This is a genomic window from Tautonia marina, assembly GCF_009177065.1.
Classification (GTDB): Bacteria; Planctomycetota; Planctomycetia; order Isosphaerales; family Isosphaeraceae; genus Tautonia; species Tautonia marina.
On record NZ_WEZF01000008.1, the window covers coordinates 129,326 to 142,513 of the forward strand.

General features: G+C 67.0%; 11 protein-coding genes. 8 read left to right on the top strand and 3 right to left on the bottom strand.

Translation table 11 applies throughout. The features are described from left to right. Window position 1: 1 nt before the first annotated feature. Window positions 2-202 carry a hypothetical protein gene (locus GA615_RS11645; protein WP_152051469.1) on the top strand — a complete coding sequence of 67 codons (201 nt, stop codon included), beginning with the start codon at window positions 2-4 and terminating at the stop codon, window positions 200-202. Window positions 203-229: 27 nt separating this feature from the next. Here the strand turns inward: GA615_RS11645 and GA615_RS11650 are convergent, their stop codons facing one another. Further along, window positions 230-1,084, bottom strand: coding sequence for a hypothetical protein (locus GA615_RS11650; RefSeq protein ID WP_152051470.1), 855 nt, complete (start codon window positions 1,082-1,084; stop codon window positions 230-232). Between the two features lie 231 nt (window positions 1,085-1,315). Here GA615_RS11650 and GA615_RS11655 point away from each other — a divergent pair, with 231 nt between their 5' ends. Further along, complete coding sequence (locus GA615_RS11655; protein WP_152051471.1) at window positions 1,316-2,446, top strand: S49 family peptidase; 1,131 nt, start codon at window positions 1,316-1,318, stop codon at window positions 2,444-2,446. Between the two features lie 2 nt (window positions 2,447-2,448). Further along, window positions 2,449-3,486, top strand: coding sequence for an NAD-dependent epimerase/dehydratase family protein (locus tag GA615_RS11660; protein WP_161602291.1), 1,038 nt, complete (start codon window positions 2,449-2,451; stop codon window positions 3,484-3,486). 24 nt (window positions 3,487-3,510) lie between these two features. Here GA615_RS11660 and GA615_RS11665 read toward each other — a convergent pair whose 3' ends face one another. Beyond that, on the bottom strand, window positions 3,511-4,599 hold the full coding sequence (locus tag GA615_RS11665; RefSeq protein WP_152051473.1) for a zinc-binding dehydrogenase: 1,089 nt from the start codon (window positions 4,597-4,599) through the stop codon (window positions 3,511-3,513). Next, window positions 4,596-5,921, bottom strand: coding sequence for a DUF5690 family protein (locus GA615_RS11670; protein WP_235905359.1), 1,326 nt, complete (start codon window positions 5,919-5,921; stop codon window positions 4,596-4,598). Before GA615_RS11670 ends, GA615_RS11665 begins: the two co-directional genes overlap by 4 nt. 142 nt (window positions 5,922-6,063) lie before the next feature. On the opposite strand from GA615_RS11670, the gene GA615_RS11675 reads away from it, so the two are divergent. The 5 genes from GA615_RS11675 to GA615_RS11695 all read left to right on the top strand — a co-directional run bounded on the left by GA615_RS11675 (window position 6,064) and on the right by GA615_RS11695 (window position 12,920). Continuing rightward, window positions 6,064-6,648 carry a phosphonate degradation HD-domain oxygenase gene (locus GA615_RS11675; RefSeq protein ID WP_152051474.1) on the top strand — a complete coding sequence of 195 codons (585 nt, stop codon included), beginning with the start codon at window positions 6,064-6,066 and terminating at the stop codon, window positions 6,646-6,648. Then, the gene (locus tag GA615_RS11680) at window positions 6,645-7,802 is read left to right on the top strand and encodes a TIGR03364 family FAD-dependent oxidoreductase (protein ID WP_152051475.1); all 1,158 of its coding nucleotides are present in this window, start codon (window positions 6,645-6,647) and stop codon (window positions 7,800-7,802) included. Before GA615_RS11675 ends, GA615_RS11680 begins: the two co-directional genes overlap by 4 nt. Further along, window positions 7,799-8,611, top strand: coding sequence for a phosphonoacetaldehyde hydrolase (gene phnX, locus GA615_RS11685; RefSeq protein WP_152051476.1), 813 nt, complete (start codon window positions 7,799-7,801; stop codon window positions 8,609-8,611). The genes GA615_RS11680 and phnX overlap by 4 nt, the downstream gene beginning before the upstream one ends. A 147-nt stretch (window positions 8,612-8,758) precedes the next feature. Further along, window positions 8,759-11,428 carry a PSD1 and planctomycete cytochrome C domain-containing protein gene (locus GA615_RS11690; RefSeq protein WP_152051477.1) on the top strand — a complete coding sequence of 890 codons (2,670 nt, stop codon included), beginning with the start codon at window positions 8,759-8,761 and terminating at the stop codon, window positions 11,426-11,428. A 37-nt stretch (window positions 11,429-11,465) separates the two neighbouring features. Next, on the top strand, window positions 11,466-12,920 hold the full coding sequence (locus tag GA615_RS11695; RefSeq protein ID WP_152051478.1) for a DUF1501 domain-containing protein: 1,455 nt from the start codon (window positions 11,466-11,468) through the stop codon (window positions 12,918-12,920). Window positions 12,921-13,188 lie beyond the last annotated feature (268 nt).

Sequence of the window (13,188 nt, forward strand, 5' to 3'; positions counted from 1 at the left end):
CATGACCCATCGAACTGGATTCGGCTGGATCGTGACCCTGCTGGCCGCCATCACCCTGGGAGTCGGCTGCGATCAGCAAGGACCGGCGGAGCAAGCCGGCGAATCGCTCGACAACGCGGCGCAGGACGTGCAGGAGACGCTCGATCCTCAGGGCCCGGCCGAGGAAACCGGCGAAGCCGTGGATGACGCCCTGGGCAACTGATTGCCGAGACGCGACCGGCCCGATCGCTCAGCGACTCAACTCCCGTCGAAGCCGGCGGATCTGGTCCTGAGCGATCAGGCTGAACTTCGATCGCAGAATCGGAGCGCCGTTGAACCAGGCATTCGGCTCGGCGAACGCAAACCGCAGTTCCACGAGCACGGTTTTCGGGTCGTCCTTCAACCGCGTCAGCTTGGCATAGCCGATGCCTCCGGCATAGCGTTCGGGCGTGCCGGTTGATTCGGAGGTTCCCTGCCGCTCGATCGTCCACCAACGGTTCGGCCATTGCTCATGGTCGTCAAACTGCCGATCGGTCCGGGAGGCGACCACCACCGAATCGGTCGATCGAGACGCCGAGACCCGAGCCGTTGACTCAACGCCGATCCGGTCGAGCAGCCTTCCGGTCGAATGCACGAACCGAGCCGAGGCTGATCCGTCGATCCCTTCGCCGGGATCGTCGAGGACCTGCACCTCAAATCTCATGTTTCCCGCTTCAACCGGCCCGCTCTCCTCCTGACCAAACAGGGCGTCGGGGTCGATCGTGTCCAGATCCACCTGGATCGCAAAGAACAGATCGCCCGAGCGGATCGTGGCTCCGTCCACCGTCCGGTCTTCCAGGGAGAGGAGAAACGGCGCGGTGACCGACGGCCGGAGCAAACCTTCGACCGCTCGATCCGATCCGGCCAGGCTGCGCAGCGTCTCGCGTTGTTCCTGGGCGGTTTGATCGTCTGTGAATCTGGGTCCATCGAGCCGAATCGACTGCCCACCGACAGTCAATCCTTCCTCGCGGACTGAGGCATACACCGCATTCGCCTCGAGCGAGGCGGCGGGGCCGTCTGCCCCAATCATCACGGCCAGACCAACACTCACGATCATTCCGGTCATAACAATTCCCCGCCTCTCGCTGCTTGAGTCTGCTGACAAGTCCCATCCGCATGTTGCCGATAACTGCGATTGTACCGAACCGAAGGAAAACGCGGCGACTCGCCCCAATCGTGTTCGACGTGAAGTCATTGAGGGGCCGACACGTCGGCAGCCGCTTCGGTCGGCACGCCCCCGCTCGGATGGGGATTCGGACCTTGTCTTAAAATCCTAGGGGAACTCCTGGTGCCGATCATGGGATTTCATAACCTGACCCGGTCTCGGCTCCTGATTCTCATCGCGGGGGTCGTCCTGCTGTCGGGGGTGGTCGGTTGCGGTCACATTCCGGTCGTCGGGCGGTTCGACACCGACTCGACCTTCCGAGGGCATGCCGACGTGGCCGCGACCGTCTCGGCGCAGGTCCAGGGGCCGATCGAGGTCCAGATCCCAACCGTCACCGACCCCGGCCCGATGGCCGCCGTGCCGGTTCGATCGGGCGGAGCAGGGGGGAGAGGGACTCGGGTCGCCCTGGTCGAGGTCGATGGCCTCCTCTTGAACCAGGCGCCAACCGGCCCCTACTCGGCGGGTGAAAACCCGGTCGCCGCCTTCCGGGAACGGCTCGACGCCATCGCGGCCGATCCGAGCGTCCGGGCCATCGTGATCCGGATCAACAGCCCCGGAGGCTCTGTCACGGCCTGCGACATCATGGCCGAGGACCTTCGCCGCTTCCGGGAACGCTCGGGCCTGCCGGTCGTCTGCTGCCTGATGGATCTGGGAACCTCTGGAGCCTACTATCTGGCGGTCGGGGCTGACCGAATCGTCGCGCACCCGACGACCGTCACGGGCGGCATCGGGGCGCTCATCAACCGTTACAATCTTCAAGACGCGATGGCCCAGTTCAACATCCTCGCCGAGCCGATCACCTCCGGCCCCCTCGTCAATATGGGCAATGTCGCCGAACCCCTGTCCGACGACGCCGCCCGCCTGCTTCAGGACATGGCCGACCGCTTCGCCGAGCGCTTCGGCCGACGAATTCTGGAATACCGCCCCCATCTCGGCGACGACGCCCGCGACCTTCTGGCCGATGGCCGCGTCGTGCCGGCCGACGAGGCCCTGACGCTCGGGCTCGTCGATCGCCTCGGCTACCTCGACGACGCCATCGCCGAGGCCGAGGCAAGGGCCGGCATCCCCGAATCCGGGGCCGAGGTGGTCCTCTTGAAGCGGCCCGGCGACCCGGCCCGATCGGTCTACTCGGTCACGCCGAACCGGCCGATCCAGGGAGAGTTGTTCCCGATCAGCTACCCCGGACTCGACCGCGCCAAGCTGCCGACCTTCCTCTATATCTGGGCCCCCGACCCGACCTTGCTCTCGATCGGGAGCCCCTGACCGTGCCTGCGATCGCTCCGGGAGATTGGCCCGTCCTTGTGACCGGGGCTGGCGGCTTCGTCGGCGGCCACATCGCCCGCGAATTGTCCCGGGCCGGTCATCCGGTGCGCGGCCTTGCACGAAGACCGCCGACGATCGAGCCCGACGACCCACCGATCGACTGGCAGATCGGCGACCTGCTCGACCCCGCCACTCGCCGCGCCGCCATTCGGGGGATGCGGGCCGTCATCCACGCCGCCGGCTGGGTCAGCCTCGGCCCCGACGACGAAGACTGTGCCCGGATCGTCAACGTCGAGGCGACCCGCGCCTTGCTCGCCGAGGCCGACACCGCCGGTGTCGAACGCTTCGTCTTTACCTCCACCTTGCATACGGTGGCCGCCGGGACTCCCGAGAAACCGGCCGACGAGCGAACCCCCTGGAACCTGCACGCCGTCGATTCCCCTTACGCCCGAACCAAACGCGAGGCCGAGGCGATCGTTCTTCAGGGGATCGGCGATCGCATGCAATGCCTGGCGATCTGTCCCGGCATGGTCGTCGGCCCCCGAGACATCCGACCGACCTCGACCGGCCTCTTGCTGATAATGGCCCGGACCCCGGTTGTCGTCATTCCCGGCGGCGGAATTCCGATCGTCGATGCTTCGGTCATCGCCCAGGCCCACCGCGCGGCCCTCTCGCTCGGCGAACCTGGCCGTCGCTATGCCGTGGTCGGTCCGTATCTGTCATACACCGAGATGGCTCGTCTTGTCTCCCAAATCACCGGCCGCCCCCGAATGATCCATCGTCTCCCCGACGCCGCCCATCGGCCGATGCGTTATTCCTACGCCGCCGGCGGATTGATCTCTCGCCGCCTGCGAGCCATCGGCTCACCGGCCCTGGTCGCCGGGGCCTTCCTCCGCCTTCATGTCCGAGGCGACCTGGCCGACGCCACCTTCGGCCTCGCTCACCCCGATCCGATCGTCACCATCCGATCCGCCCTGGCCGATGCCCACCACTCCGGTCGAGCCCCCTGGCTCCGCCTCCGTCCCGAACCGTCCGCGTAGGCCAGGCCCGCTTCACCCGAAGGATCACAACCCCGGTCGGATTCCCATGCGGGGCCGGTCCGGATCGGGCGGCGCATTCAAGGCCGTTTCCAGGCTCGACAGCGGTTGCCAATCGGACACAAGATCTTCGAAGGGAAACGCCCCGGCCGCCGCGAGGAAGTCGAGCGCCTGGCCGAGATGATCCGGTCGATAATTATGCACGCCTCGAATCGTCAAACAGCGGCGAACAATCTGCTCGGGCACGATCGACACCGGCCTCGTTGGGCAAACCGCGCCGACCCAGACGAACACGCCGCCGATCCGGAGGATCGGCAAGGCAAGCTCAATCGCCTCCGTGGCCCCGGTCAACTCGATCGCGACATCGACACCTCGCCCCTCGGTGCAATCCGAGACGACCCCGGCCAGCGTCTCGGGCGTGGCCGTTCGTGTTGCGCCGAAGGTCCTGGCCAGGTCGAGCCGCCGGGCGTCGGCATCGCAGCAAATCACCTCCTCGGCCCCGAGCGTTCGAGCCCAGGCCGCGGCAGTCAGGCCGAGCATCCCCGCGCCGAGGATCAGGACCCGGTTCCCCCCGATCGAGCCTGCCGCCTCCAGCGCCGCGGCGACGGTCGCCGTCGCGCAGTTGGCCGGACAGGCGACAGCGTCGGGCAAGTCCTCCGGGACGAGGAAGATGGCGGTCCCCCGCACGAGCACGCAATGCCCGGCCAGGCCGCCGGTCAGTTCGAGCCCTGGTCGAATCGCCTCATGACCATACTTCACCATCCGCTCACATTTTTGCGGCAGATTGTGTCGACAGAAGAAGCACTCGCCGCAGCAGGCGACCACGCCCCAGGTCACACGATCGCCGACCTCCAGGGGCCGGCCGTTGGCGTCCTGCGTCGGAGCGTCCGGGCCAAAGGCGGCGATCCGGCCGAGGATCTCGTGGCCGAGGATCGTCGGCACCGGCACGTTGCGTCGGCCGTGATAGCTGTGCAGGTCGCTGCCGCAGAGCGTACAGGCGACGACCTCGACCAGCACCGACGCCCCCAGCCGATCGGGGTCGGGCAGGGGGACCTCCCGGAATTCCAAAGGCACGCCCGAGCCGTGAAAGATCGCCGCCACCGAGGAACCTGTCACGCTCGTTGCCCTCCGACCGTCTCGATCGCTGTCACCCGCCGGGAGAAGAATCCCCAGCTCATCGCCAGGCTCACGCTCGTCAAGAGCGCGACGATCCCACAGGTCACGGCGAAGAAGGTCATGAACGATTCCCCGGTCGGCAAGAGCCCCCGAGCGATCATCAATGCCGCGTAGCCAAGGTAACCGGCCGAGTCGGCCACGTACATCAGGAAGCCCAGGTTCCCCCGGTCCCTCGTCATGGCGATCAATCGTTCAAAAATCGTGGTGTGGATCGCCACGTACGGCAGATAGAGTCCGGTGCCGATCAAGACCATGAACGCGAACCCGCCGACCCACGATTGCCGAAGCGCCACCAGGGCGAACAGCATCATCACCCCTCCGGTCAGGGCCACGGCGATCGACGTGAAAAATGCCCGGCGGTTGTTGAGGATCAGGACGCTCATCCCGTTCGCCAGCAGCACGAACAGCGTAACCAGCACCTCCGAAGTCGCGAACGTCGCCGGCACGGCCTCCACCCCCAACCCCCGCCAGAGTTCGGGCATGAAGTCGGCCCGGATACTTCGCAGCACCGTGATGAGCACGTAGGCCAGGACGATCAGCATCAATCCCGGCCCGTACTTCATGATCATCGCCACCCGGTCGTGCCGATCCATCGCCGATCGGTGCCCCCGGCGTTCGATGTCTCGGCGGTCGGGGGGTGGAATTCGGGTCAGCATCCCGACAAACAACAGCAACGGCGGGACGAACATCAAGCCCGCCACGCCCGGCATCCAACGCTCGGACACCCCCTGATCGAGCAGCCACGTCCCGACCGACTTCGCTACCCCGTCGGCCAGGATGAAACTCCCGCACAGGCCCGCCGCCAGGGCCTCGGTGCTACGTCTCCCCTCGACGAACCCGAGCACCATGCCGAAGACCATCCCCAGCGCCAGGCCGTTGACGAACAGGCTGGCGACATGCAAGGGGGACGGCACCACCGCGAAGAGCAGCAACGCCACCAGGGCCGACCCGTTCAGGACCAGGATCCCCGCCGCCCTGCGATTTGGCGGCAGCTCCGCAATCACCCGGATGCCGACGATTTTCGAGATCGTGTAGCCGAACACCTGCGCCGTCACCAGGACCGTCTTCTCTTTCAGTCCCCAGATCAATCCCTCCTGAAACGCCGCCGCCGTGAACGGCTTGCGAAAGGCGTACATGCAAAAATACGTCCCAAATGCCGCCACCAACGACCAGAGGGCGATCATGGGCATCGCGCGACCGACGCTGGCCCCGGACTCCGGTTCCGACTCGGCCTCGGCCGGTTGCTCCTGGGCAGTCGTCATGGAATAATCTCCTCCACGTCCCTCGACGTCGCATCCCGATTGGCCTCGGCGGCTCGACGCGACACTCGGCCGGCGGTCTGAATGGTCAAACGCGTTTCCAGCCTAACGCAACCCTGTGAAGATCGGATGGAGATCCGAGCCGATGGCCAACACTCCGGCCGAGACGATTGCCACCATCCGCCGCCTCTTTCTTGATCGCGGCCACGCCGAATACGGCGGCGAGGCCGTCTCGCAGCTTCAGCATGCGCTTCAGGCCGCTCACCTGGCCCGACAATCGGGGGCCGACCCCTCGTTGATCACCGCCGCCTTGCTCCACGACATCGGCCACCTGCTCCACGACCTGCCTGAGGACGCCGCGGAACAGGGCATTGACGACCATCATGAAGGGCTCGCCGGTCGATGGCTTTCCCAACATTTCGGGCCTGCGGTCGTTGATCCGGTCCGTTTGCATGTCGCCGCCAAGCGCTATCTCTGCGCCGTCGAACCATCCTACCGCGACCAGCTCAGCCCGCCATCCCAGCTCAGCCTGCAACTGCAAGGCGGCCCGATGTCGGCCGAGGAGGTCGAGCGCTTCCGCTCCTCTCCCCACCACGAGGCCGCCGTCTCCCTCCGCCGCTGGGACGATGAGGCCAAGGACCCGAACACAGCCGTTCCTGACTTCGACACCTATCTCCCCGTTCTCGAAGCCGCCCTCATTTCCGCTGATGCGCCCCGAGCCGATCCATGAGCGATCCCTTTCCCCCTTCGGAACCTCCCGAAACCGTCGGCATCGTTGGGGCCGGTATCGTCGGTCTGGCGCATGCCTGGTCGGCGGCCCGTCGAGGCCATCAGGTGACGGTCTTCGAGCGATCACCAATCGCCTCCGGCGCCTCGGTGCGCAATTTCGGCATGGTCTGGCCTATCGGCCAGCCGAGCGGCGAAGCGCTGGCCATCGCCCTCCGGAGCCGAGCCTGCTGGCTCGAATTGAGCGAGCAAAGCAACATCTGGATCAACCCCTGCGGCTCGATCCACCTCGCCCACCGCGAGGATGAATGGGCCGTCCTCGAAGAATTTGCCCAGGTCGCCCCCGAACTCGGCTACTCCTGCGAGCTTCTCTCTCGATCCGAAGTCCTTGCCCGATCGCCGGGAGCAAATCCGGACGGCCTGCTCGGCGGACTGTTCAGCCCGATGGAGCTGTGCGTCAACCCCCGCGCCGTCATCCGCACCCTGCCCGGCTGGCTGGCCGATCGCTTTGGCGTCTCCTTCCACCTCGGCACCGCCATCACGCAGGTCGAGCCCGGCCTCGCCCGATCGGCCGATGGCCGCTCCTGGTCGTTCGATCGCCTGATCATCTGCGGTGGTGCCGATTTCGAGACGCTTTTTCCCGACCTCTTGCACGGTTCCGGCCTCCGGCGCTGCAAGCTCCAGATGCTCAAGGCTGCTCCACAACCAAACGGCTGGACCCTCGGCCCTCATCTCGCCAGCGGCCTGACCCTGCGGCACTACGCGAACTTTGAGGTGACCGACAGCCTCGCGGCCTTGAAGCAGCGCATCGCCGCCGAGACGCCGGAACTCGACCAGTACGGCATCCACGTCATGGCCTCGCAGAACGAACTCGGCGAGATCATCCTCGGCGATTCGCACGAGTACGACGACGCCATCGACCCGTTTGACAAGAGCCTGATCGACGATCTGATCCTCCGCGAACTTCGCCACGTGATTCAACTGCCCGACTGGTCGATCACCGAGCGCTGGCACGGCATCTACGCCAAGCACGCCGCCGCTCCCGTGTTCGAGGCCGAGCCGATGCCCGGCGTCTCCGTCCGGACCGGAACCAGCGGATCGGGCATGACCATGTCCTTCGGCCTGGCCGAACGCTCCTGGGAGACGACCCGATCATGACCCTCGCTTCGCCCCTTCCCATCGGCGCCATCCTGTTTGACTGGGCCGGAACCACCATCGACCACGGCAGCCGGGCCCCCGTCGAGGTCTTCGTCGAGGTCTTCCGCCGCGCCGACGTGCCGATCACCACCGCCGAGGCCCGCGGCCCGATGGGGATGGCCAAGCGCGAGCATATCGCCGCCATCCTTGCCGTCCCCCGAGTGGCCGAGGCCTGGCAATCCCGCTTCGGCCAACCCGCCACCGAGGCCGACATCGACCGCCTCTATGCCGACTTCCTCCCCTTACAAAAAGAGGTGCTGGCAAAGCACTCCGACGTGATTCCGGGCATTCCCGAGGTCGTCGCCGAATGCCGTCGCCGAGGGATCCGGATCGGCTCCAGCACCGGCTACACCCGCGCCTTGATGGAGGTCGTCGCCCCGATCGCCCGCGCCCAGGGCTTCGACCCTGAGGTCATCCTCTGCGCCGACGACACCCCGAAAGGCCGCCCCGCCCCCTGGATGATCTTCCGGGCCGCCCAGGCGCTCGACGTCTTCCCCATGTCCCGCGTTGTCGTGGTCGATGACACCGTTCCCGGGATCGAGGCCGGCCGCAACGCCGGCGCCTGGACCGTCGCCGTCACCCGGACCGGCAACGCCCTGGGCCTTTCGCTCGACGAACTCGCCCAGGTCGCCCCGAGCGACCTGGCCTCCCGCCTCAACTCTGCCGAGGCCACCTTCCGCAATGCCGGAGCCCACGCCGTCATCGAAAGCGTCGCCGACCTGCTCCCCGTGCTCGACACCATCGCCAAGGGCGATTCGAACCGCCCTTGATCTCCACCCTGGCCAGGAAAGGCACGGTTGCCCTCAACCCCGCCCCTCCGTTAAACTGCGGTTCAACAATTGGCCGGATTGCGTGCCGATCCGGCCAACCGCGTTTTCGCTCTTGCTTCGCCTCGCCCTTGAGGGGGTTACCTGCCCATGACCCTCCGCCGACGACTCCGAGCCACCGGCGTGCTCCTTGCCTGTTGCATCTTCTTGCTCCCCGGAGCCGGTCCTTCGGCCAGGGCAGGGGAGGCCGATCCCCCGTCCGATCCGAATGCGCTCAGCTTCGAGCGCGACGTTCGACCGATTCTCAAGGAACACTGCTTCCACTGCCACGGCGAGGAACCGAAGCTGAAAAGCGGCCTCGACCTCCGCTTCGTCCAGACGATGCTCGACGGCGGCCTGACCGGCGAGGCGATCGTTCCCGGCGACCGCGACGGCAGCTTCCTCTGGCACCGGATCGACGCCGACGAGATGCCCCCCGGCGATGCCAAGCTTTCGGCCGAGCAAAAGGCGACCATCGCCGCCTGGATCGACGCCGGCGCCCCCACCCTCCGCCCCGAGCCCGAGGAAATCCCGCCCCCCGGCGAGATGGTCCTGACCCAGGAAGACGCGGGTTTCTGGTCCTTCCAGCCGATCCAACGCCCCGACGTACCCGAGGTCGAGAACGACGCCTCCCTCGTCCGCACCCCGATCGACGCGTTTCTGCTCGATCGCCTTCAGGCCGAAGGGCTGAGCTTCGGCCCCGAGGCCGACCGCGCCACCTTCATCCGCCGCGCCTCGATGGACCTGCTCGGCCTGCCGCCGACCCCCGAGGAGGTCGCCGCCTTCCTCGCCGACGATGCCCCCGATGCCGTCGAGCGCCTCATCGACCGCCTGCTCGAATCCCCTCACTACGGCGAGCGCTGGGCGAGACACTGGATGGACGTTGCCGGTTACGCCGACAGCGACGGCTACACCCTGGCCGACCCAGTCCGCCCCTGGGCCTATCGCTACCGCGATTACTTGATCCGAGCCTTCAACGCCGATCGCCCCTGGGATGAGCTCATCGTCGAGCAACTGGCCGGCGATGAACTGGTTGCCCCCCCTTACGAGCAGCTCGGCCCCGAGGACCTCGACCGCCTCATCGCCACCGGCTTCCTCCGAATGGCCCCCGACGGCACCGCCGACCGCGAGGTTGACCCCGTCGTCGCCCGCAACGACGCCGTGGCCGAAACGATCAAGGTCGTCTCGACCGCCTTCCTCGGCCTGACCGTCGGTTGCGCCCAGTGCCATTCCCACCGCTACGACCCGATCTCGCACGAAGACTACTTCCGCTTCCGCGCTCTGTTCGAGCCGGCCCTCGATGTTTCCGACTGGAAGCTGCCGAACGCCCGATTGATTTCCCTCTGGACCGACGCCGACCGCGAGCAGGCCAAGGCCGCCGCCGAGGCTCTCGCCCAGGTGAACAAGGAACGCGCCGAGGCCATCAACGACCTCGTCAACCGCATCCTGGAGAAGGAGCTGGAGGCCGCCCCCGAGGAGCTTCGCCAGCCACTCCGCGAGGCCCGCGACCTCAAGCCCGCCGACCGCTCCGAGGAGCAGGTCGAGCTCTTGCGGACCTACCCCCGCGTTCTGGTCACCTCCGGCAACGTCAGCCTCTACGACGCCAAGGCGTACAACGCCATCACCGCCGACTTCGCCAAGCGCACCGCCGCCGTCGAGCCGAAGCGACCGGCCGACAACTACGTCCACGCCCTGACCGAGGTGCCCGGCAAGGTCCCCACCACCCACCTGTTCCTCCGCGGCGATCCGAACCAGCCGGCCGAGGAAGTTGACCCCGGCGAGCTGACGATCCTCACCGTCGCCACCGGATCGCCCGACATCCCGATCGACGACCCGAATCTCCCGACCACCGGCCGCCGTCTCGCCTATGCCCGGCACCTGACCAGCGGCGAGCATCCCCTGGTCGCCCGCGTGCTGGCCAACCGAGTCTGGATGCACCACTTCGGCCGCGGCCTTGTGGCCTCGACCGGCGACTTCGGCTTCCTCGGCGATCGCCCCTCGCATCCCGAGTTGCTCGACTGGCTGGCCGACGACTTCATGCAAGGCGGCTGGACTCTCAAGCGCTTGCATCGAATGATCATGACCTCGACCGCCTATCGCCAGGTCTCGACCCGACGCCCTGAGCTTGACGCGATCGATCCCGAGAACGTCCTCGTCGGCCGCCAGAACGTCCGGCGCCTGGAGGCTGAAACGGTCCGAGATGCCATCCTCGCCACCTCCGGCGCGCTCAACCCCGAAGCGTTCGGCCCCCCCGTCCCCGTCGCTCCCGACGAGGCCGGGCGGATCATCGTCGGCAAGGACAACCGCGACTCCGCCGGCCGCCCCTCAAACGCCGATCAGTCGCTCGGCAATGCTGCCCGCCGCCGCACCCTTTACGTCCAGATCCGACGGACGATGCCCCTGGGCCTGACCGAGTCGTTCGACCCTCCCGACCTCTCCCCGAGCTGCCCCCAGCGCGACAGCTCGACGGTCGCCCCGCAATCCCTCATGCTCATGAACAATCCGTTCGTCCTGGAGCACTCCGAGACGATGGCCGACCGCGTGATGGCCTCAGCCGGTAACGACGCCACCGCTCGCGTCCGCCTCGCCTGGCAGCTTGCCTTCGCCCGAGAACCAGATGCCGAGCAAGTCGCCGGTGCGCTCGACTACCTCGACCGCCAGCGCGCCACCCTCGCCGAGCAAGTCAAGGCCGACGCCCCCGACGCTGACCCCGACCGCCTCGCCCTGGCGAGCTTCTGCCACGCCTTGCTCTGCTCCAACGGATTCCTTTACGTCGATTGATTCAATCCGATCCGATCCGCTTTCCCGGAGAAGGCTCATGGCTGCTCATCGAGCCGTCGGCTGCTCGTCTCGCCGTCACTTCCTGGCCTCGCAAGGCGTGGGCATCGGCTCCCTCGCCCTCGCCTGGCTCGCGCACCAGGAGCGTGCTTCGGCTCGGCAGGAAGGCCCGAGCAAGCCGACGCTCGAAACCCCGACCTACGACCTCACTCCCAAGGCTCCCCCCGCCCCCGCTCGGGCGAAGAACATGGTCTGCCTGTTCATGCAAGGGGGTCCGAGCCACCACGACCTGTTCGACCCGAAACCCGAATTGACCCGCCGCAACGGCCAGGCGTTCACCGGCGAGATCAAGTTCGACAACGCCGGCCAGGCCAGCTCGAAGCTATTCGCCTCCCCCTGGAAATTCCATCGTCGCGGCGAGTGCGGCATGGAGCTGAGCGAGCTGCTCCCCGGCCTCGGCGAGGTGGCCGACGACATTAGCTTGATCCGGTCGATGCACACCGGCGTCAACAACCACGGCCAGTCGATCTCCGCCATCCACACCGGCCGCATCCAGCGCGGTCGGCCGACGGTCGGCTCGTGGCTCTCCTACGCCCTCGGCACCGAGAACCAGAACCTCCCCGCCTACTGCGTCCTGACCGATCCCGGCGGCCTGCCCGTCCTCGGGGTCGAGAACTGGTCGAACGGCTGGCTCCCCTCGCTTTATCAAGGGACGGCCATCCGGCCGAAAGAGCCCCGCATCGCCGACCTCGAACCTCCCGACCACTACGCAGGCCAGGTCCAGCGCCAGTTTCTTGACTACCTCGGCACGATCAACCGCGACCACCTCTCCCAGTATCCCGGCGAGCTTGACCTCGCCGCCCGAATCAGCAGCTACGAGCTGGCCGCCCGCATGCAAGGCGCCGCCGCCGAGGCCCTCGACATCTCCGAGGAATCAGCCGCCACGAAACGCCTTTACGGCATCGACGACCCCGACTCCCAGGAATTCGGCACCCGATGCCTCATCGCCCGCCGCCTCATCGAGCGCGGGGTCCGCTTCGTGCAAGTTTGCACCGGCAATCAACACTGGGACCACCACGGCAACATCACCAACCTCTTACCCCGCATGTGCCGCCGCGTCGATCGCCCATCCGCCGCCCTCGTCCGCGACCTGAAAACCCGCGGCCTGCTCGACGAGACCGTCGTCTGGTGGGGTGGCGAGATGGGCCGTCTTCCCGTCGTCCAGAACGAGGCCAACATCGGCCGTGACCACAACACCTACGGCTTTAGCGCCTGGATGGCCGGCGGCGGGATCAAAGGGGGCTACGTCCACGGTGCGACCGACGAGTTCGGCATCCGAGCCGTCGAATCCCCCGTCTCCCACGCCGACTACCACGCCACCCTTCTGCACCTCTTCGGCCTCGACCACACCCACCTCACCTTCCCCCGCCCCGGCGGCACCGCCTCCCTCGTCGATGGCCAGGAGGCCCGCATCGTCACCGAACTGCTCGCCTGATCTCTGCCCCGCTCCCCAGCAACGCAACCGCCCCCGATCGCCCCCCGAGCCACCCGCTCTGAGCGCGATCGCGGTCGGAACTCGCTTCTCCTCTCGTTCCCCCCGGGCCCCGACCCCTGACCGAGGGACGGGGAGCAAGGGACTCCCAATCCATTCCAGCGGATACCAGAATCGGCTTCTAAATCCGGTAAATTGGCGGCTCGGAGCCCCCCAAAAGGGGCTATTCTGTCCACTAAAACCAACTAGGGTTCCGAGTCTGTCAATTCGC

Coding starts and splice junctions, on each gene's coding strand:
- phnX (WP_152051476.1), top strand. CDS start 7,799: ATGACCCTCGCTTCGCCCCTTCCCATCGGCGCCATCCTGTTTGACTGG.
- GA615_RS11690 (WP_152051477.1), top strand. CDS start 8,759: ATGACCCTCCGCCGACGACTCCGAGCCACCGGCGTGCTCCTTGCCTGT.
- GA615_RS11655 (WP_152051471.1), top strand. CDS start 1,316: ATGGGATTTCATAACCTGACCCGGTCTCGGCTCCTGATTCTCATCGCG.
- GA615_RS11670 (WP_235905359.1), bottom strand. CDS start 5,921: ATGACGACTGCCCAGGAGCAACCGGCCGAGGCCGAGTCGGAACCGGAG.
- GA615_RS11645 (WP_152051469.1), top strand. CDS start 2: ATGACCCATCGAACTGGATTCGGCTGGATCGTGACCCTGCTGGCCGCC.
- GA615_RS11695 (WP_152051478.1), top strand. CDS start 11,466: ATGGCTGCTCATCGAGCCGTCGGCTGCTCGTCTCGCCGTCACTTCCTG.
- GA615_RS11680 (WP_152051475.1), top strand. CDS start 6,645: ATGAGCGATCCCTTTCCCCCTTCGGAACCTCCCGAAACCGTCGGCATC.
- GA615_RS11675 (WP_152051474.1), top strand. CDS start 6,064: ATGGCCAACACTCCGGCCGAGACGATTGCCACCATCCGCCGCCTCTTT.
- GA615_RS11650 (WP_152051470.1), bottom strand. CDS start 1,084: ATGACCGGAATGATCGTGAGTGTTGGTCTGGCCGTGATGATTGGGGCA.